The organism is Eubacterium sp. CAG:156, from assembly GCF_000434315.1.
GTDB classification, from domain to species: Bacteria; Bacillota; Clostridia; order Lachnospirales; family Lachnospiraceae; genus Eubacterium_U; species Eubacterium_U album.
In genome coordinates, this window is sequence record NZ_FR878166.1 from 1 (window position 1) to 24,265 (window position 24,265).

Here is a 24,265-nt window from a genome sequence, read left to right on the forward strand (position 1 = left end):
TTAATATTACACGAAGAAGAAAATCTTATTAAATAGGTTCTATACTTTACTTGGGGGTAAGGTATAGTTCCTTTTTTATCTTTTGTGATATTTCTACAAAAAAGTAGGCATAGATAAAATAATCTCTTATAATAGAATCACCACAAAACCACAAAGGAGATTATTACTATGCCTAACAATGATTATATTTCAAATATACTGGAAATAAAAGACCTTTTTATCACAAATATCGATTATACATCAAAAGAAAACCATATTTACTTCATGTTAAAGCGTAAAGACTGTGTCTGTCCTCACTGTAAAGCCATAACCAACAAAGTTCATGACTACAGGACTTCCATTATTAAAGACAGCCCCATTATGGGAAAAAGTACTTTCCTTCATTATAGAAAACGGCGATACCACTGTGATTCATGTGACAGACATTTTACGGAACCTTTTTCGCTTCTTCCTAAGAACTGTCGCCTTACCACCCGTTTATGTTTTGAAGCAATACACTTGCTAAAGAGTTCTCTTAATGTTTCAAATGTCGCCTCTCAGCTGGGGATATCCGTTTCCTCTATTTTCAGGCGGCTCAAAGACATCAAACATCAGAAACCGAAAACGCTTCCTTTAGTACTTTCAATCGACGAGTTTAAGGGTAATTCGGGTGGAAATAAATATCATTCCATTCTGACAGCACCAAAAGAGCATAAAGTTTTTGACATTCTTCCTTCCAGAACCCAATACAGGCTTGAAGAATACTTAAGAGACTTTCCCAACCGTAAGGATGTTCGTTACTTTGTTATGGATATGTACAAGGTTTATAAGGATATTGCACAGAGGTTGTTGCCTAACGCAACCATTGTTATTGATAAATTTCATGTGGTTAAACAGGTAACCGGTGCTACCGAAAGAGTACGAATTAGAATTCAAAAACAGATGCATCCTTCAAAGAGAAAATATTTCAAACGAAGCCGTAAATTAATTCTCGCCCATAAGGATAAGTTAAATGAAGAAAATCTTGAGGCTCTTGAAGTAATGTTACAACAATCAAACGATCTAGCTCAGGCTTATTATTTAAAAGAACTTTTTTATGACTTTATGAACTCTAAAAGCAGTACTGAAGCCAAACTCAAACTTCGTAAATTTATTAATACTGCCTCTGTCAGTGAACTGGATGAATTCAATTCAGTACTTATTACACTTGCCAATTGGGCGAAATACATACTCAACAGTTTTGATTGCCCATATACAAACGGATATACAGAAGGAATGAATAATAAGATTAAAGTAATTAAGCGAAATGCTTATGGATATAGGAATTTTGAAAATTTCAGAAACAGAATAATGTTATCATGTGATACTATATAAAAATCGTGTGTGATTACAAATCACACACGATATATATAAGGGATTACCCCCATGCTTGACAAAGAGCCATTAAAAAGAAGAACACCCTCTCGCCCATGTAAACATGGCTCGTGGATGTTCTTCTTTTTATTTGCACGGCTTTAGCCTGACTATTTCATCTGTTTTGCAACTTCAGCTGCGAAATCTTCTTCTTTCTTTTCGATACCTTCGCCTGTTTCAAATCTGATGAAGCTCTTAAGTGCAACTGGAGCACCAACTTCTTTTGAAACTTCTGCTAAGTATGCTTTTACTGTCTGCTTTCCGTCTGCAGCCATAACGTATGTCTGATCAAGAAGACATACTTCTTTTAACTGCTTAGAAATACGTCCTTCAACTAAACCGTTGAAGATCTTGTTAGCACAGATTTCTTCCTTCTTGCTCATTGAAATAGCTGCTAATGAAGCAATAGCTTCTTTTGAAAGGAAGTTGAATAAGTACTTGTCGTTCTGTTTTTCTTCTAAGATTGCTTTGTCTTCAGCGCTTAATGCATCTGTGCTTAATGCTTCAGCAAAGATATCTTTCTGAATTGGCTTTGGAAGTGATGCTACATCATTTAAAGCACTATCAATTGTGATTTCTCTCATCTTAGCAAGTTCATCATCTGAGATGTCTTCTCTGCTAATATACTGTGGACTCATAGCTGCGATCTGCATAGCGATAGTCTTCATTGATGCTTCAACAGTTTCGTTAGCCTGTGCATCAGCTTCTACTAATACACCAATCTTTCCACCAGCGTGGATGTATGATACAACAACACCGTCAGATACGATTTTCTTAAATCTTCTGATGTTCATGTTTTCACCAATAACAGCAATCTGTGATGTTAATTCGTCTTTTACAGTCTTTGATGTGTCAAGAGCCCATGGTTCAGCGTATAAAGCTTCAACGTCAGCTGCATCTGAGTTAACGATCTGCTTAACTACGTTAGCTACGAATGTCTGGAACTTTTCGTTTTTAGCTACGAAGTCAGTTTCTGAGTTTACTTCTACGATTGTTGCTTTTCCATCTTCTACTAATGTTGCAACAACACCTTCAGCTGCGATTCTACCTGATTTCTTTACTGCAGTAGCTTCGCCTTTCTTTCTTAATACTTCTATAGCTGCTTCCTGATTACCATCAGTTTCTACTAAAGCTTTCTTACAAGCCATAATTCCAGCGCCTGTTAATTCTCTTAACTCTTTTACCATTGCTGCTGTAATATCCATTACTATATCCTCCTATTTAGAAAAAATTTAATTATTCTGCTTCTGTTTCAGCTACTTCTTCAGCAGCTTCAGCTACCATTTCTTCACCCTGGTTAGCTTCGATAACAGCATCTGCCATCTTAGCAACGATGAGTTTAACAGCTCTGATAGCATCGTCATTACCTGGAATAACGTAATCTAATTCTTCAGGATCGCAGTTTGTATCAGCGATACCGATTAATTTGATTCCAAGTGCATGAGCTTCCTGAATACAAATTCTTTCCTTCTTAGGATCTACTACGAAAATAGCGTCTGGGATTCTCTTCATATCCTTGATACCACCAAGGTTCTTTTCAAGCTTATCCCATTCTTTCTTAATTTCGATAACTTCTTTCTTAGGAAGAACATCAAATGTTCCATCTTCTGCCATCTGTTCGATGTCTTTTAATCTCTTAATTCTTGACTGAATTGTCTTGAAGTTAGTAAGCATTCCGCCTAACCATCTTTCATTTACATAGTACATTCCGCAACGTTCAGCTTCTGTCTTAACAGCTTCCTGAGCCTGTTTCTTTGTACCAACGAAAAGAATTGTACCACCATCAGCTGCGATATCAGCCATAGCCTTGTAAGCTTCATCAACTTTACCTACTGACTTCTGTAAATCGATAATGTAGATACCATTTCTTTCTGTGTAAATGTATGGAGCCATCTTAGGGTTCCATCTTCTTGTCTGATGTCCGAAATGAACACCTGCTTCTAATAACTGTTTCATTGAAATAACGCTCATTTTTTTACCTCCATTTGGTTTTAATCTTCCGTCTGAATCCAATTCATCGGACAACCCCGAGCATGGGCACCGGTCCGATTTCATCAAACGTGTTTACTCTAACTTAGACATCTTATCATAAGTCATTTTATAATTCAAGCACTTTTTATTTACAAAAAAATGCCTTACTCACTATGTTTTCTCCACCATACTCATTTTTATATCTGTCTATTATTTCAGGTTCTCCCCAAAAATGCATAGGATAAATTTCATTTGCTCCAACATTTTTTATAAGATAGTCCATTCCCATATAATAGGCTTCTTCCTGTCTTGGATCAAGCGGTACGAAAGCAATATCTATCTTTCTTCCCTTCATGCTATCAATCTCTCTTTTAAAATTAACTTCCATGTTTCGGTTCCAGGACTTTGGTTCTCCTTCCCAGTGCCACCAGTTCAAATCACCTGCATGATATATTGTACCATCTTTTTCACTTACTATAAAAGCTACCCCTTCATCTGTTGATTTCAATGTTTCAACAACTATATCATCTATCTTGTATTTTTCATGAGCCTGAACTCTTATTATATTAAGTTGCTCAGTCATTTTTGATAATATAGCATTTTTCTTTATTTTCTTAACAACATCGTAAGATAAAACATATGTTACATTATTATGCTTAGTCGCTATATCAAATATTATTTTACTAAAATGATCATCATGAACATGGCTTACCATTACGTAAATTTTCTTGTCCGATTTTATCGCTTTATCAATGTTTCCACTAATATAGTCAAACAAATATATATTATTTTTGCTTTCAACCATAAAACCACTATGTTTTAAATACGTAACCTTCATTCATTTACCTCTATTTTGCTGGAACAATTTCTAACCAATATCCATCAGGATCTTCAATAAAATAAATTCCCATTTCTTTATTTTCAAAACAAATGCATTCCATTTCTTCATGAAGTTTATGAGCTGCTTCCATATCATCTGTTTCAAATGCAAGATGGAATTCACAATCTCCAAGATTATAATTTCCTTTCCACTCTTTTAACCATGTTAATTCCAATTCAAAATCTGCTTCTTCGTTTGACATATAGACAATTATATATGAGCCGTCTTTTGCTTCTTTTCTGCGTGATTCTTTTAATCCTAAAGCTTTTGAATAAAATTCCATTGATTTATCTAAGTCAACTACATTGTAGTTTTCATGAACCATTTTAAATTTCATCTATTTTACTTCCTCTTTTTTCTTCAAATCTGTAACATATCCACATGTCGCGTCTGCGCATACCAACTTGTTTCCTTTTTCAAGCATATATCCACCGCACTCAGGACATTTTTCTGTAGAAGGTTTCTGCCATGACATAAAATCACATTCAGGATTGTCGATACATCCATAGTATCTTCTTCCCTTCTGTGTTTTCTTAAGAATAATTTCCTTTCCACATTTAGGGCAAGGGATTCCTGTCTTTTCAAGATATGGTTTTGTATTTCTACACTCCGGAAATCCCGGACATGCAAGGAACTTACCGTGCGGTCCGTATTTGATAACCATTCTTCTTCCACATTCTTCGCATATTTCATCTGATTCTTCATCAGCAATTGTAATTTTTTCTAATTTCTTTTCAGCACTCTTTACAGCGGCATCTAAATCAGGATAGAAGTTTCTTATAACTGTCTTCCATTCTACTTTTCCTTCTTCCACCATATCTAAAAGTGATTCAACATTTGCAGTAAAGTTCAAATCTACAATTGCGCTAAATGCTGTCTTCATTACATTGTTAACCGCTTCTCCAAGTTCTGTTACATAAAGATTCTTCTTTTCCTTTGTAACATATCTTCTTGCAATAATTGTTGTAATTGTTGGAGCATAAGTACTTGGACGTCCAATTCCCTGTTCTTCTAGTGCCTTAACAAGTACAGCTTCTGTAAAATGAGCAGGTGGCTGTGTAAAATGTTGATTTTCATTAAATTCAACTAATGACAATTCTGATTCTTTTGTAAGTTTTGCAATTACATTATCCGTTGTTACTTTTTCGCTGTCACTATCTGTATAAACCTGCATAAATCCCTGGAAGTTAAGCTTTGAAGTTGAAGCATTAAAAATGTATTTGTCTGCTGCAACTTTTACTGATGTAGTCTCATATACGGCACTTGCCATTCTACTTGCTACAAATCTCTTCCATATTAACTGATACAATCTGAATAAGTCTCTGCTAAGCTGTTCTTTAACCTCAGCAGGTGTAATATTTACATCTGTAGGTCTTATTGCCTCATGAGCATCCTGTATCTTTTTATTAGATTTATCTGTATTAACTTCTTTTGTTATATTTTCAGCACCATATGTCTTGTCTATAAATTCTCTAACCTGAGTTTCTGCTGTATCTGAAATTCTTGTAGAATCAGTACGAAGGTAAGTAATCAAACCTATTGTTCCTCTTCCCTTAATATCCACACCTTCATACAACTGCTGTGCAAGTCTCATTGTTTTTTGAGTTGAAAAATTCAAAGTCTTTGAAGCTTCCTGCTGCAATGTACTTGTTATAAACGGAACCGGGCTCTTTCTTGAACGGCTTCCCTTCTTTACATCCTTTACTGTAAATTCAGCATTCTGCAATTCTTTTACAATACCATCAAGCTGTTCTTTTCCGGTAATTTCCATCTTTCCATTTCCATCTCCGTAAAACTCAACTGTTAATGGTTTCCTTTCTCCTTTTACATTTAAAGTTGCATTCATATCCCAATATTCCTTAGGAATAAATGAATTTATTTCTTCTTCTCTGTCGCATAACATACGAAGTGCAACAGACTGTACTCTACCTGCACTTAATCCTCTTTTTATCTTAGCCCATAACAGCGGACTAATCATATATCCTACCATTCTGTCTAAAACTCTTCTTGCCTGCTGTGCGTCAACACGATTCATATCAATATCTCTAGGCTGTTTTAAAGATGCCTTTACTGCCGGCTTTGTAATTTCATTAAATGTTATTCTTGCTGTTTTTTTCATGTCAAGTTTCAATGCTGTTGCCAAATGCCATGAAATTGCCTCTCCTTCACGGTCAGGGTCAGTTGCAAGATATACTTTATCTGCTTTTTTAACCTGTCTTCTTAATTCTGCAAGTTTTCCACCTTTACCTCTGATGGTTATATATTTTGGTTCATAATCGTGTTCGATATCTATTCCGAGCGTACTTTTAGGTAAGTCTCTAATATGACCATTTGAAGCTACTACTTCATAATTAGCTCCTAAAAATTTTTTAATTGTTTTAACTTTCGCCGGTGATTCCACTATAACTAAATACTTCGCCATAATTACCCCTTTATATTTTTATTTATGTCACACTACAACCCTTGCATAATAATTTTCCATTGGTTGTTCTACCATTCCATCTAGTTGTAACTGTAACAATATTTCTGATAAACGTTCATATTCAATGCCGGTTTTCTCTATCAATTCTGAGATGTTAATCGGCTGTAAACCTAACTCAATATACACCAAGGAAAAATCTTTTTCAAGTAAATTTTCTTGAGACGTTATTTTTGAAGCCCTATTTTTTTCTTCTATATGCAATTCTTCAAGTATATCTTTTGCCGATGTTAATACCCCTGCACCAACCTTTAAAAGCCTATTACAACCGCCACTTAAAGCGTCTCCAACTCTCCCCGGAAGTGCGTAAATATCTTTGCCCTGTTCTAATGCCCATTCCACAGTTATTAGCGAACCGCTTTTTTCTTTTGCCTCGATTACTGCTACTATATCCGCCAATCCACTTATTATTCTGTTTCTCTGCGGAAAATGCCAATTAAGAGGTTTGCTTCCCGGTGGATATTCTGAAATTATCCCACCATATTCTATAATATTTTCATAAAGTTCAATATTTTCTATCGGATACACAATATCAACTCCACATCCAACAATTGCAAAAGTTTTTTCTCCTCCTTCAATTGCTCCTAATTGACTGTATGTATCAATTCCTCTTGCCATTCCACTAATTATCTGCACTCCATTTTCACTCAGTTCTTTAGCTATACTTTTCGCCATATTTCTTCCATAATTACTGCACGCTCTTGCCCCAACCATTGCAACTGTTTTTTTATCATTATCAGGTAGACTCCCTTTGTAAAAAAGGAAATATGGCTTATGGTCAAATATCCTTAATTTATCTGGAAATTCGTCGTCTTTAATTGTGACAAATTTTATATTATTCTTCTCTAATTCATCATAAAATCTGTTTTTGTCAAATTCAGTCTTTGCCTTAAGAATTGTCTCAACATCTTTCTTTGTAATATCTGTCATATTTAGTAATTTTTTCTCACTTGAATGATACAATTCTTCTATTCCATTTACACCTTTTAACAGTCTGTTTAACTTCGTATATTGTATATCTTTTACAGTTGAAATCCATGCAAAATAATCTCTTTCTTCCATATATATAGTATCCCCCTTTTTACTTCATCCAAGCCGGAGTTCTAAATGTCAAAGCCTTTGATATATCGCCCTTTGAAACATTTTTTCTCTCGTCCAAATCTGCTATCGTTCTTGCTACTTTTAATACCTTTCCATACGCCCTCATGCTCAATTTAAATTTATTAAAAATCTGTTCCATAAGTTCTTCTTCAGGCTTATTTAATTTACAAAATTCTTTAATATTTCTGCCATCTAACTGTCCATTGTAAGACACTGTTTCATTCTTATATCTTTCCCTTTGAATTTGTGCTGCTGCAATAACCCTTTCTTTCATCTTTTCTGAAGTTTTTTCACTTTTTTTAATATCCTTATACTCTACTCTGTTTAAATACACACATAAATCAAATCTATCTAATATAGGTCCACTTATTTTTGACAAATACTTATTAACCTCCCTTTGTGTACAGCTACATCTGTTTCTATCAGGATAATATCCACACTTACACGGATTCATTGATGCTATAAGTATCACATCTGCAGGAAATTCATAGCTTCCACTATTTCTTGAAAGCACAATTTTTTTGTCCTCTAACGGTTGCCTTAATGCTTCAATAACATTTCTCGAAAATTCAGGAAATTCGTCTAAATATAATACTCCACCATGAGCAAGGGTAACCTGTCCTACTTTTGGTTTCATTCCGCCGCCCGTCATTCCCGTTACCGTTGTAGTATGATGCGGACTGCAAAATGGTCTTTTATCCACTAGTCTTCCATCTAATTTCCCTGCTATACTATGAATCTTTGATATTTGTATTCTCTCTTCAAATGTCATATCAGGAAGTATTGTAGGAATAGTCCTTGCTATTACAGTTTTTCCGGCGCCCGGTGGTCCAACCATAAGCATATTGTGTCTTCCTGCTGCTGCAATCATCGCTCCTATTTTTCCCTGCTCCTGTCCGCAAATGTCTGCAAAATCATAACTTTCCTCTATTTCTTCCTGAATCTTCTTTTCTTCAAAATTAGCTTTCTGCCTTAATATTTCCTCGCTCAACTCATCAGGATTCATATCTAACACATACACTAATTCTGCAAGATTTTTCACTCCTATTATCTCTATCCCTTCAATGGCTACACACTCTCCATAATTTTCTTCAGGAATGATGCATACTTTAATTTCCTTTGACACTGCCATTAAAACCATAGGTAATATTCCATTAACCTTTATCACATCTCCATTTAAACTTAATTCTCCCGCAATCATAAATTTACTGACATCCTGTTTTACTATATCAAGTGCTTTAAGAATCGACGCAGATATTGGCAAATCAAAATAAGTTCCTGATTTTCTTATATTCGCAGGAGCCAAATTTATCGTTATTCTTCTTGGCGGAATCATAAATCCCGAATTCTTTATTGCGGTTCTTACCCTCTCTCTTGACTCTTTTATTTCTGACGATAAAAGGCCTACCATATCAAATGATGGCAAGCCACTACATACATCTGTTTCAACACAAATCGGTAAAACTTCCGTTCCCGTAATTGCACAACAATTAACTTTACTAACCATATACCCTCCAAACATTCCGTTATTATTTAGGTTATAAGTTATCACATTTTATATGAATAGTCAATTGTCGATTTTATTTTTTCTAATGCTCTCTTTTCAATACGACTTACATAGCTCCTTGAAATGTTTAAATCCATACCAATTATTTTCTGCGTCTCGCTCTCCCTCCCGTTCATTCCATATCGTCGTTCTATTATTTCTCTTTCCCGTTTGGTCAGTTTATTTTCTACAATATCCCTAATCATTTCTACATTTTCCTGTCTTTCCATATTACTTATTACGTCCTCATTATCTGACTCAACAACATCTATAAGACATATTGTATTTCCTTCTTTATCTGTTCCTATTGGTTCATTTAGCGATACGTCCCTGCTTCTTTTTTTCTCATTTCTAAACATCATTAGCATTTCATTTTCAATGCATTTTGCCGCATAGGTTCCTAAACGGTTTCCCTTATTTATATCAAATGAATTTATTGCCTTTATAAGGCCTATTATTCCAATAGAAATTAAATCTTCATTATCTCTCTCACCCGAATATTTTTTTGCCACATGTGCAACAAGGCGTAAATTACTCTCTATTAATATATCCTTCGCCAGCTTATCTCCCTGTGCATATCTTTCCAGATATTTTTTCTCTTCCTTTGGTGTCAAAGGCTCTTTAAATGTCTTCAAAAAAAGGCACCTCGTCACATGCTTTATACATTTTATGCACAAATCACATAACGGGTGCCTGTCACTTCCTATTTATTTTACGCTGTTACAACATCTTTTTTTCTAAGAATATCTCCTAGTTCTAATTCAATTCCTAAATCAATAAATAACTTCTGTTGTGGATGTGGACAACTTTCCATTTCGTTTCCTTCTTCATCCTGAATTGAAATTACTTTAACTTCAATGTCTCTTCCGTCTTTTTTCATAACCTCAATTGTATCTCCAACGCAGAATTTATTTTTCTGTGTTATTGTGTATTTATGTTCCCCAACCTTTTCTCCGACAAGTCCAAGATAAACATAATTTCTTTCATACACATTTTTATCGTATATCTGTGTTGTTTCATCTGGTTTTCCAAAGAAAAATCCGGTTGTATACTGTCTGAATGTACACTGTGAAATCAACTCCCTGTACTTATCAAGGTTTGCATAATACTTGTCAGGGCTTTCTAAATAATCATCAATTGCCATTCTGTATGTTCTTGCAACCGTACCTACATAAAGGGCAGTTTTCATTCTTCCTTCTATTTTAAAACTATCGATTCCGGCATCTATAAGTTCAGGAATATGCTCTATCATGCACAAATCTTTCGAGTTAAAAATATATGTTCCACGTTCATTTTCATAAACAGGCATATACTGTCCTTCTCTTGATTCTTCCATAACGGCATATTTCCATCTGCATGGATGAGTGCATGCGCCTTTATTTGCATCACGCCCTGCCATAAAACTTGATAAAAGACATCTTCCTGAATAAGAAATACACATTGCGCCATGAACAAATGTTTCGATTTCCATGTCATCAGGAATATGTTCTCTTATTTCTTTTATTTCCTTCATTGATAATTCTCTTGCAGTTACAACTCTCTTAGCTCCAAGATTGTACCAGAAATTATATGTTCCATAATTTGTATTATTAGCCTGAGTGCTGATATGAATTTCAGTATCCGGAAGCATTTCTTTGGCAATTGTAAATATTGCAGGGTCAGCGATTATAAGTGCATCCATATTTACTGTTTTTAAATCTTCAAAATAAGCTCTTACAGGCTCTAAATCTGCATTGTGGGCAAGTATATTTGCAGTAACATATACTTTCACATTATGTTCATGTGCAAATTTTACACCTTCCCGCATTTCTTCTAATGAAAAGTTTTTCGCTTTTGCTCTAAGTCCAAATACTTCTCCACCAATATATACGGCATCTGCCCCATATTTTACTGCTGTTTTTAAAACTTCCAGACTGCTTGCCGGAATTAATAATTCTACATTTCTCATATTTATCTCTTCTTTACACTTATTGTTATTCCATCTCCAATTGGAACGATGGATGTTTCTAACTGTTCATTATTTTTTACTTCATACATATATTCCCGCATTCGTTTATGAATTGTTCTGTCTCTTCTTCTTACAACATATTTAGATTCTATCAAATCACCTTCCTGAAGAACATTGTCAGTAATCAGAACTCCTCCTGTTTTCATTAATCTTAAAACATGCGGAAGAAAATTAATATACTGAGCCTTTGCCGCATCCATAAATACAAAGTCAAAGCTATCATCTTTTAGTGTAGGCATAATTTCCAACGCATCTCCTTCTAAAAGAGTAATCACATTTTCTTTTCCTGCTTTTTTTATATTTTCTTTTGCGATAGGAATTCTTTTTTCATAATTTTCTATTGTAGTAATTTTTCCATCTTCATCTAAACATTCACTAATTAAAATGGCTGAGTACCCAACTGCAGTACCCAGCTCTAATATTCTTTTAGGTTTTTTTATTGCCAGAATAACTCTTAAGAAACTTTCCATTTCTTTTCTGATAATCGGCACATTGTCCTTATGAGCCTCTATTTCTATCTGCTCTAAAACCTGACTATTATTTTTTTCCAACGAATGCATATATGATACAATTCTTTCATTTACTATCATATCAACCTCTCTTATTCCGTTGTTGTCTCTTCTTCATCAGTTTTACCTTCACTTTTGATAACTTTTAATATTTCTTCGCCATTATCAGAAGTATTGAAAGTATATGTTCCCGGCTTTACAACCTTTACTTCATATATAAATGACTGAACCCATAATACTTTATCATCATTTATAATTCCGTATTCTTCTAATGTCTTTGCAAAATCTTTTATTGATGTGTTCTTAGTTACTTCAATTGTCATATCCATCCCAGGTGCAGGTGCTGCTCCCTTGTCTGTGAATAACTGTCTGCCAAATACAAAAGCTGCTGCTGCAAAATAGTAAATGACAACAAACATCACCAAATACTTTAATACTTTACTCATAACTCTTGCAAAGCCTTCTGATGTTTTTCGCCTAACCATAAGCTCCTCCCGGATTATTCAACTTCCATGATTATTGGAAGAATCATTGGATTTCTCTTCATCTTCTTCCATAAATATTCACCTAAACTATCTTTTACAACCATTTTAATTTTACCCCAGTCAACTGAGTTTTTACTTAAACAGTTGTCTAATGCTTCTGCCACAACTTCCTTTGCTTCGTCAATAAGATTTTCTGACTCTCTTACATATACGAAACCTCTTGTTACAATATCAGGTCCTGCAAGTAACTGATTTGTATATTTTTGCAAAGTAAGTACCACAATTATAATTCCGTTTTCAGCAAGATTCTGTCTGTCTCTAAGAACGATGTTACCTACATCACCTACTCCAAGACCATCAACTAATACGGAACCTGCAGGGACTTTTCCTGTAATCTTTGCATCATTTTCATCAATACTTAAAACATCCCCTGATTTCATAATAAATACATTTTCTTTAGGAATTCCTAATTTCTGAACTAACTGTCCATGAACCATTAAATGTCTGTATTCACCATGTACAGGTATTGCATATTTAGGTTTTAACAGAGAATATATTAATTTAATTTCTTCCTGACACGCATGCCCTGAAACATGTGTATCCTGGAAAATAACCTCTGCCCCCTTCATATATAATTCATTAATTACTTTACTTACGGCTTTTTCATTTCCAGGGATAGGTGTTGAACTAAACACAATAGTATCTCCCGGTTTAATACTTACTTTTCTATGAAGTGATGCTGCCATTCTTGAAAGGGCTGCCATTGATTCTCCCTGACTTCCTGTTGTAATAAGTACCAACTGGTCATCAGTATAATTTTTCATTTCTTCAATATTAATCAATGTATTATCAGGTATCTTTAAATATTCCAATTCTTTTGCAACTGAAATAATATTAACCATACTTCTTCCTTCTACTACAACTTTTCTGTTGTATTTGTCAGCTGAATTGATAATCTGCTGAACTCTGTCTACATTTGATGCAAATGTAGCAATAATAATTCTTGTCTTAGGATGTTCTGAAAAAATGTGGTCAAATGTTGCACCAACCGTACTTTCTGAAGGTGTAAATCCAGGTCTTAATACGTTTGTACTGTCACACATAACTGCCAATACGCCTTTTTTTCCTAATTCACTAAATCTTGCTAAATCAATTGCATCACCAAATACAGGTGTATAATCTACCTTAAAGTCACCTGTATGAACAATAACACCAACAGGTGTATGAATGGCAAATGCTGCCGCATCAGCTATACTATGGTTTGTCTTAATAAATTCAACTCTGAATTTACCTGCGTTTATGTTCTGACCATATTTAACTACTTTTCTTTTAACTATATCTTTGATCTGATGTTCTTCAAGCTTTCCTTCTATAATTCCCATTGTAAGTTTTGTTGCATACAATGGTGCACTGATTTCTTTTAAAACATATGGTAACGCACCAATATGATCTTCATGTCCATGTGTTATAAAAAATCCTTTTATCTTGTCCTTATTTTCTCTTAAATAAGTAATGTCCGGTATTACTAAATCTATTCCAAGCATATCATCATCCGGAAATGACAATCCGCAATCGACTACTATTATGCCATCTTCATATTCAAAAGCTGTCATATTCATTCCAATCTGCTCTAAACCGCCTAATGGAATTATTTTCAACTTTCCAGTCTCGCTCATTAATATTTCCCTCCTATATTTCTCCGTTCATATTCGTATTATACTAAATCTACATCTTCTAATAGTTCTGAAAAAATCTTTCCGATATATCCTACTTCATCTTCATCTAAAACTACTTCATAAACAGCTTCTTCACTACTATCATCTGATGTGTCCTTAAAAATATATGCTATCTCTTCATCTTCTTTTTCAACAAGAATATATTTTATATTATTTACTTTTGTTTCTAATAAAACTGTGAATTCTTCATTTTCACCCTGCTCATTTTTGAAAATTATCTTTCCATCCATTTGACTATATCTCCTCCTGAAAAATATGTAATGCCCCCGCCCTTCGGTCAGCGGCTATTCGTCGGAAACATTTATAGAAAATGAACTTCGTTCATTTTGTTTCCTCCTATTACTTTTCTATACTAACTTTGGTATCTGCAAAGTACTTAATTAGGCATTTATAATTATTATTTATAATTATAAACATTCCTATCCTTCACGAAATAATACCTTCATTTTTTAATTAATCTAACTATTTATCTGCGTACATTCCATCAAATTAATGATTTTTTCCTGACAGTTAATAAAAATATCTATACATAGTCTGTTATGAAAAGTCATATTCCTACCATATAACTTTTAACGATGCGAATTAAGATAATCCTCTAGAATAATTGTGGCAGCAATCTGGTCAACATATTTGTATCTGTCTTCCCTTTTTATTCCTGCTTCATTCATTATTTCATATGCTTCAACCGTTGTTAATCGTTCGTCCTGAAAAATAATCTCCACTCCGCTTCTACGTGTAAGCATATCTGCAAATTCTTTTGTCTTTTCAACTCTTTCACCTGAACTTCCATCCATATTTACAGGTAATCCTAATACTATTAATTCAACATCATTTTCTTTAATAATTGTCTCTATTCTTGAAAGAGTCTTTCTTAATTTATTAGGTGATTCCCTTCTCACTATTTCCATGCCCTGTGCAGTCATCCCTAACGGATCTGTAATTGCAACTCCTACTGTCTTTGAGCCAAAATCAAGTCCTAATATTCTCATTATAACATTTCTCCTTTAAGCATACAGAATAAGCCCTGCCAAACCGTGGGCTCGCAAGCGCAGTCGCATTTTGGGGCTTTTGCTAATCGGCTTCGCCGCTTCCGCTTCCGCCAGCTCGAAACATTTGTTTCTCGCTGTTCTTGCGCCCGGCTCATGCGATTTTGCGCAAGCGCAATCGCATTTCCGGGCTTTTGCTACAAAAAAGAGTTTCTTCAATGAAACTCCCATTTGTATAGCCGTTGCTTATTTTAATTTGTTGTTGATATAATACTTAACTGTTTCTTCAATTAATTCATCGCGTTCTACTTTCATAATAAGGCTTCTGGCATTATTATGACTTGTAATGTATGTAGGATCTCCGGACATAATATAACCTACAATCTGGTTAACCGGATTGTATCCTTTTTCTGCTAACGCCTGATATACTCTTTCTAAAATTTCTTCAACGCCTAACTTCTGTTCCTGTGGAACTTTGAAGTATTGTGTGTTTCCTAAATTACTCATCTTATCCCGTCCTTTTGCCCTTTTGGCATTTTCCATGTACCTTTATACTAATATAAAACTTATATTGTGGCAAGCATTATTTCCTTGCCCACACCTTTTTTTTCAATATTTTCACAATTTAAACACTCATTTGCGAATCCAATTAATGAAACGTTTTTAATGTCTCCTGATATGTCTTTGTCACTCTTCATTATAACCTTAATATATTCTTTTGTGTGACCTACCCAATAATTTTCTCCTGCTACATTAATTATTTCTTCAAACAATACGCTTACCTTTTTTCCTATAAATTTTCTTCTATATTCCATTGTAAGATTTTCGCCAACTTTAATCAAATCCTCGCTTCTTTCTGTCTTTACAGGTTCAGGAATCTGATTTTCCATTTTTGCAGCAACAGTGCCATCTCGTTTTGAATATTTAAATACATGTAATTCTGAAAATCTTACTTTTTTTACAAACTCTCTTGAGATTTCATAATCTTCCTGCGTTTCACCTGGGAATCCAACGATTACATCCGTTGTAAATGCCGGATTGTCAAAATATTTTCTTAAAAGTTCGCATTTTTCAAAATATTCGTCAGATGTATAATGTCTATTCATTCTTTTTAATGTATTATCACATCCACTCTGCATTGACAAATGAAAATGCGGACATATTTTATCAACTTTTGCTAATCGTTTTGCAAAATCCTCAGTCACGATATTTGGCTCAAGAGAACCTAATCTTATTCTTTCAACCCCTTCAATTCCTGCAATCATTTCAACAACATCTATTAATTTATTTTCATTATTGCCATATGAACTTAAATGAATACCTGTAAGTACGATTTCTTTAAATCCTTTTTGTGCAAGTTCTGTAACTTCCTGTTTTATATTGTCAAATTCCCTACTTCTGATTCTTCCTCTTGCATAAGGAATTATACAATATGAACAGAACTGATTACATCCATCCTGAATTTTTATATAAGCTCTGGTGTGTTCTGTTACGGTTGCCAGCTCTAACTCTTCATATTCATTTGTAGCATTTATATCAATCACATTTTTATTATATTTATTATCATCAAAATATTTTTGAAGTTCTTCAACTATATCTTTTTTCTTATTATTTCCAATAAGAATATCAACAGACAAATCTTCTAACAATTTTTCTGTTGCTGTCTGAACATAACATCCTGCTGCAACTACTACTGCATCTTCATTCATTTTCTTAGCTTTATGAAGCATTTGTCTCGATTTTCTATCTGCCATATTTGTAACTGAACATGTATTTATAATATACACATCGGCCTTTTCATTAAATGGTACAATTTCGTAACCGGCATCTTCCAGCTTTTGTGCCATTGCCTCAGTCTCATATGCATTTACTTTACATCCTAAATTATGTAATGCTACTTTTAACATTTTTACAAACTCCAAACAATTTTTTTGATTAAATTTTGTATACTTTTATCATTGCCCTATTATCAGCCTCGTGTTAATATTGACGTATAAAAATATATTTAAGAGAGGTATTTATTATGAAAACAGTTACAATCAGCTTAAATTCAATTGATAAAGTAAAGGCTTTCGTAAATGACATAACAAAATTTGATTCTGATTTTGATTTAGTATCAGGTCGTTATGTAATTGATGCAAAGTCAATTATGGGAATTTTCAGTCTTGATCTTTCTAAACCAATTGACTTAAACATCCATAGCGAAGATGACGTTAACGCTATTTTAGATGTTTTAAAGCCATATCTTGTATAATTGATATTGCTAAAAAAGCAGGCAGGTTTGCCTGCTTTTTTATTACCCTCTTTTTTATTTAATTAGTCTCTTCTTATCTCGATTAATTCTGCAGTTTCAACTGCTTCCTTAAACATTCTGTCAATTTCTTCTTCCAAATGTGTTTCTGATCTTTTAATAATATTAATATTTGGTTTAGTAACCGGATGTTTAGCAACAAATGTTGTACAACAATCCTCATATGGAAGGATAGATGTTTCATATGTTCCAATCTTTAATGAAATATCTACTATTTCCTGCTTATCAAATGCAATTACAGGTCTGAATACCGGCATAGTACATACTTCATTTGTAGCTGCAAGGCTTTGCATTGTCTGACTTGCAACCTGTCCTATACTTTCTCCTGTTATAAGTCCTAATGAGCCTTCTTTATTTGCAAAATACTCTGCAATTCTCATCATATATCTTCTCATAATGATAGTTAACTCATCATGTGGACATTTGTCATAAATATACATCTGTATATCTGTAAAATTAACTACATATAAATTCATTGGTCCTGTATACTTTGATATGATTTTTGCCAAATCGACAACTTTCTGTTTTGCTCTTTCAGATGTGTATGGTGGTGCATGGAAATATACTGCATCAATATGCACTCCACGTTTTGCAACCATATATCCTGCAACAGGGCTATCAATTCCTCCTGATAATAAAAGCATACCATTTCCGGCTGTTCCAACAGGCATTCCACCCGGTCCCGGAATTATCTTTGAATAAATATTAATTTTATTTCTTATCTCGATATTAATTACAATATCAGGATTATGAACATCCACCTTCATTTCAGGGAATGCATCTAAAATTACGCCTCCCATTTCCATGTTAATTTCCATGGAATCCATTGGATAATTCTTTCTGCTTCTTCTGGCTGCAACCTTAAATGTAAGATTTTTATCTTCATAGTTATCTTCGATATGTTTTATTACATGTTTAGCTAAATCTTCAAATCCATTGTCCTCTATCTGCATCATTGGGCAAATGCCTACAATACCAAACACATATTGTAATGCTTCAATTGCTTCATCCATATCGCAGTCAGATTCTGTAGTAACATAAATTCTTCCTGCTTCTTTTGTTACAACAAACTCTCCATCTACACGTTTCAATGCAATCTTTGCCTGTTTAACAAGGGCATTTTCAAACAAATATCTGTTTTTTCCCTTTATACCAATCTCGGCATATTTAATCAAAAGTGATTGTGTCATTTTACTCTCCTTCTATCTTCTAACGTATTTTCTTAGCATAGGTAACAAGCTGTTTAACTGTTCCCCACAATATTCTATTTCTTTAATAGTGTTTAATGTGCTAAAACTAAATCTTACAGTTGATTCTAACAAATCTTTATCTATATTCATCGCTTTTAAAGTAGCACTTACTGCCGGTCTGTTAGATGAGCATGCTGAGCCGGCTGATATATAAATACCTCTTTCTTCTAACGCATGAAGAAGTACTTCACTTCTTACGCCTCTAAAACTTGCACTTACAATATGCGGTGCACCTTTTTTCCCTTTCTGACTGTTTACAGTAACATCTTCCATTTCATTTAAAATATCAATAAGTCTGTCTTTTAAGGAAATAAGTTTGTCCACCTTTTCATCAAAATTTTCATAAGCTGCTCTTGCCGCTTCACCAATTCCTGCAATACCAGGCACATTCTCTGTACCTGAACGCATTCCTTTTTGCTGTCCGCCACCAAATATAATTGGCGATATTTTTGTTTTGTCTTTTATATATATAAATCCTGAACCTTTTGGTCCATGAATTTTGTGTCCGCTTACAGTAAGAATATCTATATTTAGCTTTTTAGGTTTTATGTCTAACTTTCCAAATGCCTGAATAGCATCAACATGGAATACAACATCTTTTTTTACTGACTTAATATATTTTCCAATTTCTTCAATAGGTTCTATCGCACCTACTTCATTATTTACAAACATAACAGAAACAAGAATTGTATTTTCATTCATAGCATTTTTAAGGCTTTCCATAGCTACAATGCCTTTGTTATCTACAGGTAGATATACAATCTCAAATCCCTGTTCTTCTAAGTATTTCATCGTTGCCGCAACAGAAGAATGTTCAATTTTTGTAGTTATTATTCTATTTCCTGCTCTTTTATTTGCATTAGCGCTTCCTATTATTGCAAGGTTATTCGACTCTGTGCCACCTGATGTAAAATATATTTCTTTCGGGTCTGTTTTTAATATTTTTGATATATTTTCCTTGGCCTGCTTAATATATTTTTCAGCATTTACACCTACCATATGCATAGATGATGGATTTCCATAATCCTGCGTCATAACTTTTACAACTATATCTTTTACATTTTCTGTCACTACTGTTGTGGCTGAATTATCAAAATACGCTTCCATTTTTGCTCCTTATTCTTCCATCATAAACATAATTACTGACATAATAGCCATGCCTGCCGTTTCAGTTCTTAAAATTCTTTTCCCCAAAGTTATTGGAGTTCCATTTTCCTCCATAACGGCATTTACTTCCTCTTTAGCAAATCCTCCCTCAGGTCCTATGAAAATTCCAACAGATGTGTCTTTTTTTAAGCCTCTAATGATATTTCTTGTCTTTTCCATATCATCTGCTTCTTCATACGGCATTATAATCATGTCTAATTCTTTAGCCATATCGATTGCCTGTTTAAATGTGCAGACATCATTTACTCTAGGAATTATTCCTCTTTTACTTTGTTTTGCTGCACTTTCTGAAATGGCATTCCATCTTTTCACTTTATTGGTTGCCTTTTTTGCATCTAACTTTACTATTGACCTTTTTGTACTTACCGGCACAATTCCATAAACTCCAAGTTCTACCATTTTCTGTATTACTGTTTCCATTTTATCGCCTTTAGGCAATCCCTGAAACAAATATACTTTTATAGGCAATTCTCTTCCCGGTCCGTTTATATCTAATATTTTTGCTTCAACTTTTTCATCATCCATATTTAAAATGCTGCAGACATATTCCTTATCATTTCCATCGCTAATAAGGATTTCTTCTCCGATTTTCATACGAAGAACATTTTTTATATGATTAACATCACTACCTGTAACTAAAATAGTATCTTCTAATATATTTTCGGCATTAACAAAAAATCTATACATTCTATACCACTCTTTTAATCTGAAATCTTCTGTGCCATAATTGCACGCCAGTCACCTTGATTTACTGTTTCCATAAATTTTAATTTGTGATTTTTCTTTATGGCATCAACTACATCTTCTTCTTTCATGTAAATAATCCCTGATGAAATAAATATTCCACCTTTCCTTAAGAATTTATCTACGATTGCTGATATTGGAATAATTACATCTGCTAATATATTTGCAACAACTACATCATATTTATTAAATCCGACTTTTTTCTGTAATTCTTCATCATCTATAATATTTCCATCATACAAATCAATGTCATCCATCGCAATATGATTTACCTGGAAATTTTCTTTTGATGCAGTAATTGCAGCCGGATCAATGTCAGTCATTGCCATTTTACCTGCCTCTAATTTTTTTGCAACTATAGATAAAATACCGCTTCCACATCCTAAATCAAGGACTGTATCACCAGGTTTTACATATTTTATTAGCTGATTGATGCAAAGTTGAGTTGTTTCATGTTTTCCTGTTCCAAACGCAGTCCCGGGATCAATTTCAATCATCTTCATATCTTTATGAGCTTCATCAATTTCTTCCCATGTAGGTTTAATATAAAATTCTCCTACAGTAAAAGCTTTAAAAAACTGTTTCCAATTATTAACCCAGTCAATGTCTTCTGTTATATCTTTTTCTATTGTTCCCTCTCCAACATTTATAAATAATGATGCTTCTTTTAATTTTTCTCTAACTTTATGAAGTAATGCTTCATCGTCATTATCTTCCTCTGTATAAAAACTTATATATGCTGTTCCATCATCTTTAGGAAGTGTTGGAAGATAATCTATAAACATTGCCTTCTTGTCCTCTTCTGATAAAGGCACATTGTCTTCTATCTGTATTCCATCTATTCCAAGTTCAATCATCAAACCACTTATATAATCTATAGCTTCTGTTGTTGTTTTTAACGTATATTTATTCCATTTCATAAATAAAATCCTCTCTTAAACCACAAAACATCATTTTATTATAAACGCTAAAACTTTTTAATGCAACCTTTCATAAATATCCATTTTAGCCTTTTCACTTTTTATTTTTCCATAAACTGTATGTTACAAAGTGGAACATACATCGCCGGGCACGCCAATATAAAAGAAACCTTATAAAAAGGAATTCTTCCTAATTATAAGGTTTCTCTTGTTTATTTATTATTGCAATTCAAACAGTTTATATATGTAGCTTTAATTATTTAACCTTAACTACTTTCTTAGCACTCCATTCTTTGCTCTGCTTTCCATTCTTGTTTACAACAGCAACTCTAACATAGTATTTCTTTCCACTTGTAAGATTCTTTAATGTTGCATTTGTCTTAGCCGTAACAACTTTCTTTGCACCAGCCATACTGCTCTTTGTTGAATACTGTACAACATATTTCTTTGCTACTGCACTCTTGTTAATAGTAACCTTAGCTACGCCTTTCTTAGCTCTTACTTTCTTAATTGTTGTAGCAACCTGTTTTACTGAAATGTTAGAACATTTTACAGATGATGAAAATGTAGGATCTCCATCCTTTGGTAATGTAACTAAACCATTGTAAAGACCTGCTAACTGTTCATCTTCTCTGTCACCCATTTCTCCGCCAACGCCAAAGTATAATGAAAGATGTCCACTATAATTCTTAGCCAAAGTAAAATCTAATGTTACTGTCTGTTCTTTATCCTGCTGTAACTGTACCCACTTAAATGCTAATGGAGCCTTATCAGGTTCGTATGCATTAGGATCATCTCCTTCAACCTTAACAAGAACCCATTTATCTAAATTAGTTGCTTTAAGTTTACAACTTACTGTATATGACTGGCCTTTCTGGTACTTAAGGTTTTCATTCTTAATCTGAGCTCCCCAGATTCCACCCCAGCCAATTGAATCCATATCGGCTGTCCAAGATGACTTAGAATTTTCTGTCAAAGCTCCTTCTGCTCCTTCAGCCCATCCTGATGAAGCACCAAAGTAACTGTCCCATTCATTCTTAATTAATTCTGTTTTAGCTGCCTGAGTTGGTACTGCAGGTACTACTGCGATAGCCATTGCTGCTGCCATTGCTAATGTGGCGATTTTCTTTAAATTCTTTCTCATTTCAATTTTCCTCCTGAACTTTATAACTATTATACAGTCAGTATAGTTAAAAACGTTTCAAAAGTCAACATATTTTATTATAAACCGCTTATTTTTTTGCTTGTTTTTGTACAATTTGACTATTAGTGATTACTCTCATTGGTTTTATTGTTCACAAAAACTTTTTTTTGCAATTTTTTCTTGTTTTATTGTTACTTAATTTAATATATACATTACTTATTTCTTCTTTATTTATTTAAATGATTGTTTTAATATTTTCTAACTTATAAAATTTTTTTCAAATTTTTAATATATAAAAATACGGATATAAAAGCAATTTTACTTTTATATCCGCAATATTTCTTTTTTCTAATCTCTTAATCTAGTTTAAATTTATCTTTAAAGCTCTTTTTCTTTGGCTTTTCATCTTCACTTTGGTTTAGTGTATTTCCTGATATTTTGTCTAACTGTTTAATTAACTCTTTTTGTTCATGAGTCAATTTTTCAGGTACTCTTACAATCAAAGTTGTATATTGATCACCACGAACCGCTTTATTTCTAATACTTGGAACACCTTTTCCTTTTAATCTGATTCTTGTTCCTGTCTGTGTTCCCGGTTTTATGTTAAACAATACATCTCCATCTACAGTATTAACTCTTACATCTCCTCCTATTGCTGCCTGTGCAAATGAGATTGATGTATTTGTATATAAATCCATTCCATTTCTCTGAAAGTTTGGATTGCCTATAATTCTAACCTGTACTAATAAGTCTCCTCTTGGTCCGCCATTTCTTCCAGGTTCACCTTTTTCTCTGATTCTTACACTCTGTCCGTCATCAATACCTGCCGGAATTGTAACTGCAATCTTTTTAAGACTTGAAGTATATCCTGTACCGTGACATGTTGTACATTTATCCTTTATAACCTTACCTGTTCCGTTACATTCAGGACATGTTGTAATATTCTGCATTGTTCCAAAGAAGCTCTGCTGTGTTGTAACTACCTGACCTCTACCTCCGCATCGGCTACATGTTTCAGGTTGTGTTCCAGGCTTTGCACCTGTTCCATGACATGTTGTACATTCATCTTTAAGATTAAGACTTAATTCCTTTTCGCATCCAAATACAGCTTCTTCAAATGTTATTCTGACTGAAGCACGAATATCTGCTCCTCTCATAGGACCATTGCTGTTTCTTGAACTACGTCTGCCTCCGCCAAATATATCTCCGAATATGTCTCCAAATATATCTCCAAAGTCTGCAGAATTAAAATCAAATCCTCCGGCTCCTGCTCCTGCGCTTCCATCAAATGCTGCATGACCGAATTGATCATACTGACGTCTCTTATCAGCATCACTAAGTACAGCATATGCCTCTGATGCTTCTTTAAACTTCGCCGCAGCTTCTTCCCCAGGATTTACGTCCGGGTGATATTTCTTAGCCAATTTTCTATATGCGCTTTTTATTGTGGCTTCGTCAGCATTTTTATCAACGCCTAATACCTCATAATAATCTCTTTTTTCCGCCATTTTTATCACCTTTCATATTAGTATGAATAAATAATCTGCAAATAAAACACGGATGTCATACCCTAGTCCTATTTTCATTATTTTTATATTAGTATAAATAACTTGTAAAACCCGTCCGGGCTAAACCC

Annotated in this window: 24 protein-coding genes; 2 read left to right on the forward strand and 22 right to left on the reverse strand. The window is 33.8% G+C overall.

The annotated features are described in order from the left end of the window. The first annotated feature begins 168 nt into the window (after positions 1-168). Positions 169-1,353: an ISL3 family transposase gene (locus ABMA45_RS07210; RefSeq protein ID WP_022089214.1), complete on the forward strand. Its 1,185-nt coding sequence runs from the start codon at positions 169-171 to the stop codon at positions 1,351-1,353. 149 nt (positions 1,354-1,502) lie between these two features. Here ABMA45_RS07210 and tsf read toward each other — a convergent pair whose 3' ends face one another. From tsf to mtaB, 16 genes are all read right to left on the reverse strand, one after another. Then, the gene (gene tsf / locus ABMA45_RS07215; protein WP_022089215.1) at positions 1,503-2,597 is read right to left on the reverse strand and encodes a translation elongation factor Ts; all 1,095 of its coding nucleotides are present in this window, start codon (positions 2,595-2,597) and stop codon (positions 1,503-1,505) included. 31 nt (positions 2,598-2,628) lie between these two features. Continuing rightward, positions 2,629-3,363 carry a 30S ribosomal protein S2 gene (gene rpsB / locus ABMA45_RS07220; RefSeq protein ID WP_022089216.1) on the reverse strand — a complete coding sequence of 245 codons (735 nt, stop codon included), beginning with the start codon at positions 3,361-3,363 and terminating at the stop codon, positions 2,629-2,631. A gap of 145 nt (positions 3,364-3,508) precedes the next feature. After that, positions 3,509-4,201 carry an MBL fold metallo-hydrolase gene (locus tag ABMA45_RS07225; RefSeq protein ID WP_022089217.1) on the reverse strand — a complete coding sequence of 231 codons (693 nt, stop codon included), beginning with the start codon at positions 4,199-4,201 and terminating at the stop codon, positions 3,509-3,511. A 10-nt stretch (positions 4,202-4,211) separates the two neighbouring features. Further along, positions 4,212-4,580 carry a VOC family protein gene (locus tag ABMA45_RS07230; RefSeq protein WP_022089218.1) on the reverse strand — a complete coding sequence of 123 codons (369 nt, stop codon included), beginning with the start codon at positions 4,578-4,580 and terminating at the stop codon, positions 4,212-4,214. Next, positions 4,581-6,665: a type I DNA topoisomerase gene (gene topA / locus ABMA45_RS07235; RefSeq protein ID WP_022089219.1), complete on the reverse strand. Its 2,085-nt coding sequence runs from the start codon at positions 6,663-6,665 to the stop codon at positions 4,581-4,583. Between the two features lie 27 nt (positions 6,666-6,692). Then, positions 6,693-7,784 carry a DNA-processing protein DprA gene (gene dprA / locus ABMA45_RS07240; protein ID WP_022089220.1) on the reverse strand — a complete coding sequence of 364 codons (1,092 nt, stop codon included), beginning with the start codon at positions 7,782-7,784 and terminating at the stop codon, positions 6,693-6,695. Between the two features lie 19 nt (positions 7,785-7,803). Continuing rightward, positions 7,804-9,330 (reverse strand): YifB family Mg chelatase-like AAA ATPase, encoded by a 1,527-nt coding sequence (locus tag ABMA45_RS07245; RefSeq protein ID WP_022089221.1) that lies wholly within the window; start codon positions 9,328-9,330, stop codon positions 7,804-7,806. A 41-nt stretch (positions 9,331-9,371) separates the two neighbouring features. Further along, positions 9,372-10,004 carry an RNA polymerase sporulation sigma factor SigK gene (gene sigK / locus ABMA45_RS07250; protein ID WP_022089222.1) on the reverse strand — a complete coding sequence of 211 codons (633 nt, stop codon included), beginning with the start codon at positions 10,002-10,004 and terminating at the stop codon, positions 9,372-9,374. Between the two features lie 77 nt (positions 10,005-10,081). Then, entirely contained in the window at positions 10,082-11,317 is a 1,236-nt protein-coding gene (locus tag ABMA45_RS07255) for a peptidase U32 family protein (RefSeq protein WP_022089223.1), read from the reverse strand. Between the two features lie 2 nt (positions 11,318-11,319). Next, positions 11,320-11,967 carry an O-methyltransferase gene (locus tag ABMA45_RS07260; protein WP_022089224.1) on the reverse strand — a complete coding sequence of 216 codons (648 nt, stop codon included), beginning with the start codon at positions 11,965-11,967 and terminating at the stop codon, positions 11,320-11,322. 11 nt (positions 11,968-11,978) lie between these two features. Next, on the reverse strand, positions 11,979-12,371 hold the full coding sequence (locus ABMA45_RS07265) for a hypothetical protein (RefSeq protein WP_022089225.1): 393 nt from the start codon (positions 12,369-12,371) through the stop codon (positions 11,979-11,981). Between the two features lie 14 nt (positions 12,372-12,385). Beyond that, a complete protein-coding gene (locus ABMA45_RS07270; RefSeq protein WP_022089226.1) occupies positions 12,386-14,047 on the reverse strand; it encodes a ribonuclease J in 1,662 nt (553 codons plus the stop codon). Between the two features lie 38 nt (positions 14,048-14,085). Next, positions 14,086-14,337, reverse strand: coding sequence for a DUF1292 domain-containing protein (locus ABMA45_RS07275; protein ID WP_022089227.1), 252 nt, complete (start codon positions 14,335-14,337; stop codon positions 14,086-14,088). 339 nt (positions 14,338-14,676) lie between these two features. Beyond that, on the reverse strand, positions 14,677-15,096 hold the full coding sequence (ruvX, locus tag ABMA45_RS07280) for a Holliday junction resolvase RuvX (protein WP_022089228.1): 420 nt from the start codon (positions 15,094-15,096) through the stop codon (positions 14,677-14,679). A 243-nt stretch (positions 15,097-15,339) separates the two neighbouring features. Then, the gene (locus ABMA45_RS07285; protein WP_022089229.1) at positions 15,340-15,600 is read right to left on the reverse strand and encodes an IreB family regulatory phosphoprotein; all 261 of its coding nucleotides are present in this window, start codon (positions 15,598-15,600) and stop codon (positions 15,340-15,342) included. 59 nt (positions 15,601-15,659) lie between these two features. Further along, positions 15,660-17,000 carry a tRNA (N(6)-L-threonylcarbamoyladenosine(37)-C(2))-methylthiotransferase MtaB gene (gene mtaB / locus ABMA45_RS07290; RefSeq protein WP_022089230.1) on the reverse strand — a complete coding sequence of 447 codons (1,341 nt, stop codon included), beginning with the start codon at positions 16,998-17,000 and terminating at the stop codon, positions 15,660-15,662. Between the two features lie 116 nt (positions 17,001-17,116). Here mtaB and ABMA45_RS07295 point away from each other — a divergent pair, with 116 nt between their 5' ends. After that, entirely contained in the window at positions 17,117-17,347 is a 231-nt protein-coding gene (locus ABMA45_RS07295) for an HPr family phosphocarrier protein (RefSeq protein ID WP_022089231.1), read from the forward strand. 62 nt (positions 17,348-17,409) lie between these two features. Here the strand turns inward: ABMA45_RS07295 and thiI are convergent, their stop codons facing one another. From thiI to dnaJ, 6 genes are all read right to left on the reverse strand, one after another. After that, positions 17,410-18,594 (reverse strand): tRNA uracil 4-sulfurtransferase ThiI, encoded by a 1,185-nt coding sequence (gene thiI, locus ABMA45_RS07300; RefSeq protein ID WP_022089232.1) that lies wholly within the window; start codon positions 18,592-18,594, stop codon positions 17,410-17,412. A 12-nt stretch (positions 18,595-18,606) separates the two neighbouring features. Continuing rightward, complete coding sequence (locus ABMA45_RS07305) at positions 18,607-19,761, reverse strand: cysteine desulfurase family protein (protein WP_022089233.1); 1,155 nt, start codon at positions 19,759-19,761, stop codon at positions 18,607-18,609. 9 nt (positions 19,762-19,770) lie between these two features. Continuing rightward, positions 19,771-20,508, reverse strand: a complete 738-nt coding sequence (locus ABMA45_RS07310) for a 16S rRNA (uracil(1498)-N(3))-methyltransferase (RefSeq protein WP_022089234.1) — start codon at positions 20,506-20,508, stop codon at positions 19,771-19,773. Between the two features lie 14 nt (positions 20,509-20,522). Beyond that, entirely contained in the window at positions 20,523-21,485 is a 963-nt protein-coding gene (gene prmA, locus ABMA45_RS07315; protein WP_022089235.1) for a 50S ribosomal protein L11 methyltransferase, read from the reverse strand. 256 nt (positions 21,486-21,741) lie between these two features. Continuing rightward, positions 21,742-22,629, reverse strand: a complete 888-nt coding sequence (locus ABMA45_RS07320) for a fibronectin type III domain-containing protein (protein ID WP_022089236.1) — start codon at positions 22,627-22,629, stop codon at positions 21,742-21,744. Positions 22,630-22,985: 356 nt separating this feature from the next. Then, positions 22,986-24,137: a molecular chaperone DnaJ gene (gene dnaJ / locus ABMA45_RS07325; protein ID WP_022089237.1), complete on the reverse strand. Its 1,152-nt coding sequence runs from the start codon at positions 24,135-24,137 to the stop codon at positions 22,986-22,988. Between the last annotated feature and the right edge of the window lie 128 nt (positions 24,138-24,265).

Bases quoted from the DNA above. Each gene is read 5' to 3' on its own strand.
- rpsB (WP_022089216.1), bottom strand. From the start codon at position 3,363: ATGAGCGTTATTTCAATGAAACAGTTATTAGAAGCAGGTGTTCATTTC.
- ABMA45_RS07275 (WP_022089227.1), bottom strand. From the start codon at position 14,337: ATGGATGGAAAGATAATTTTCAAAAATGAGCAGGGTGAAAATGAAGAA.
- ABMA45_RS07230 (WP_022089218.1), bottom strand. From the start codon at position 4,580: ATGAAATTTAAAATGGTTCATGAAAACTACAATGTAGTTGACTTAGAT.
- ABMA45_RS07265 (WP_022089225.1), bottom strand. From the start codon at position 12,371: ATGGTTAGGCGAAAAACATCAGAAGGCTTTGCAAGAGTTATGAGTAAA.
- ABMA45_RS07245 (WP_022089221.1), bottom strand. From the start codon at position 9,330: ATGGTTAGTAAAGTTAATTGTTGTGCAATTACGGGAACGGAAGTTTTA.
- tsf (WP_022089215.1), bottom strand. From the start codon at position 2,597: ATGGATATTACAGCAGCAATGGTAAAAGAGTTAAGAGAATTAACAGGC.
- dnaJ (WP_022089237.1), bottom strand. From the start codon at position 24,137: ATGGCGGAAAAAAGAGATTATTATGAGGTATTAGGCGTTGATAAAAAT.
- mtaB (WP_022089230.1), bottom strand. From the start codon at position 17,000: ATGTTAAAAGTAGCATTACATAATTTAGGATGTAAAGTAAATGCATAT.
- ABMA45_RS07305 (WP_022089233.1), bottom strand. From the start codon at position 19,761: ATGGAAGCGTATTTTGATAATTCAGCCACAACAGTAGTGACAGAAAAT.
- ABMA45_RS07270 (WP_022089226.1), bottom strand. From the start codon at position 14,047: ATGAGCGAGACTGGAAAGTTGAAAATAATTCCATTAGGCGGTTTAGAG.
- ABMA45_RS07260 (WP_022089224.1), bottom strand. From the start codon at position 11,967: ATGATAGTAAATGAAAGAATTGTATCATATATGCATTCGTTGGAAAAA.
- ABMA45_RS07320 (WP_022089236.1), bottom strand. From the start codon at position 22,629: ATGAGAAAGAATTTAAAGAAAATCGCCACATTAGCAATGGCAGCAGCA.
- thiI (WP_022089232.1), bottom strand. From the start codon at position 18,594: ATGACACAATCACTTTTGATTAAATATGCCGAGATTGGTATAAAGGGA.
- ABMA45_RS07210 (WP_022089214.1), top strand. From the start codon at position 169: ATGCCTAACAATGATTATATTTCAAATATACTGGAAATAAAAGACCTT.
- ABMA45_RS07225 (WP_022089217.1), bottom strand. From the start codon at position 4,201: ATGAAGGTTACGTATTTAAAACATAGTGGTTTTATGGTTGAAAGCAAA.
- ABMA45_RS07255 (WP_022089223.1), bottom strand. From the start codon at position 11,317: ATGAGAAATGTAGAATTATTAATTCCGGCAAGCAGTCTGGAAGTTTTA.
- ruvX (WP_022089228.1), bottom strand. From the start codon at position 15,096: ATGAGAATATTAGGACTTGATTTTGGCTCAAAGACAGTAGGAGTTGCA.
- ABMA45_RS07285 (WP_022089229.1), bottom strand. From the start codon at position 15,600: ATGAGTAATTTAGGAAACACACAATACTTCAAAGTTCCACAGGAACAG.
- prmA (WP_022089235.1), bottom strand. From the start codon at position 21,485: ATGAAATGGAATAAATATACGTTAAAAACAACAACAGAAGCTATAGAT.
- topA (WP_022089219.1), bottom strand. From the start codon at position 6,665: ATGGCGAAGTATTTAGTTATAGTGGAATCACCGGCGAAAGTTAAAACA.
- ABMA45_RS07295 (WP_022089231.1), top strand. From the start codon at position 17,117: ATGAAAACAGTTACAATCAGCTTAAATTCAATTGATAAAGTAAAGGCT.
- dprA (WP_022089220.1), bottom strand. From the start codon at position 7,784: ATGGAAGAAAGAGATTATTTTGCATGGATTTCAACTGTAAAAGATATA.
- ABMA45_RS07310 (WP_022089234.1), bottom strand. From the start codon at position 20,508: ATGTATAGATTTTTTGTTAATGCCGAAAATATATTAGAAGATACTATT.